The sequence below is a fragment of the Planktothrix tepida PCC 9214 genome (assembly GCF_900009145.1).
Classification (GTDB): Bacteria; Cyanobacteriota; Cyanobacteriia; order Cyanobacteriales; family Microcoleaceae; genus Planktothrix; species Planktothrix tepida.
This window is the reverse complement of the sequence record NZ_LN889896.1, coordinates 1-622: the sequence shown is the minus strand read 5'-3', so window position 1 is coordinate 622 and position 622 is coordinate 1. Positions and strand designations below refer to the sequence as shown.

The 622-nt window shown below is 40.0% G+C and carries 1 pseudogene; it reads left to right on the top strand.

The features are described from left to right. Window positions 1–622, top strand: a pseudogene (locus PL9214_RS29685) (CHAT domain-containing tetratricopeptide repeat protein); the annotation flags it as partial.

Genomic DNA, 622 nt, shown 5'->3' with positions numbered 1-622 from the left:
CCTTATATTGTGCAGTTCGAGAAGCACGGCAACGGTTACAGGATGAGTTTGAAGACAAGTTTCCCTGTGCAAGTTGGTTGCCTGTCATTTATCAGCATCCCGCCTATTTTCCTGAACTTTTCCAATATCCCCTTCAAAAGCAATTTTCTTTTTCAAAACAGGCAAAAGTCGCTTTACTTTTATTAACTTTAGGAGGGTTTAGTTGGTTTATGGTTAGACCGCCACTTGCTAAAACCTTACATAATCAATGGTGGGATTTTTATCAATCTGGTCAATTATCTCTAGTACAAATGACGCTCAAATTCGCTTTAATTTTAGAGCCTAATAATCGCGCTACCCGTTATACTTTAGGAAAGCTTTGTGAGTCGGTTCAAGACCTAGACTGTGCTCGAAAACACTTTCAATTTGCTGCCCAGGAAGGTTTGCCTGCTGCCTATAGTGATTTAGCTCGATTGATGATAGTTAAAGACTATGATTATAATCAAAGTGCTCATTTAAGTCAGTTAGGACTCAAATGGGTTGACGATGAGGATCAACAGGTGCGTTATTCCTTGTTGAAAAATCTAGGTTGGGCGCGGTGGAAACAGGGGCGCGATAGTGAAGCTTTAAACATTTTAGAAAC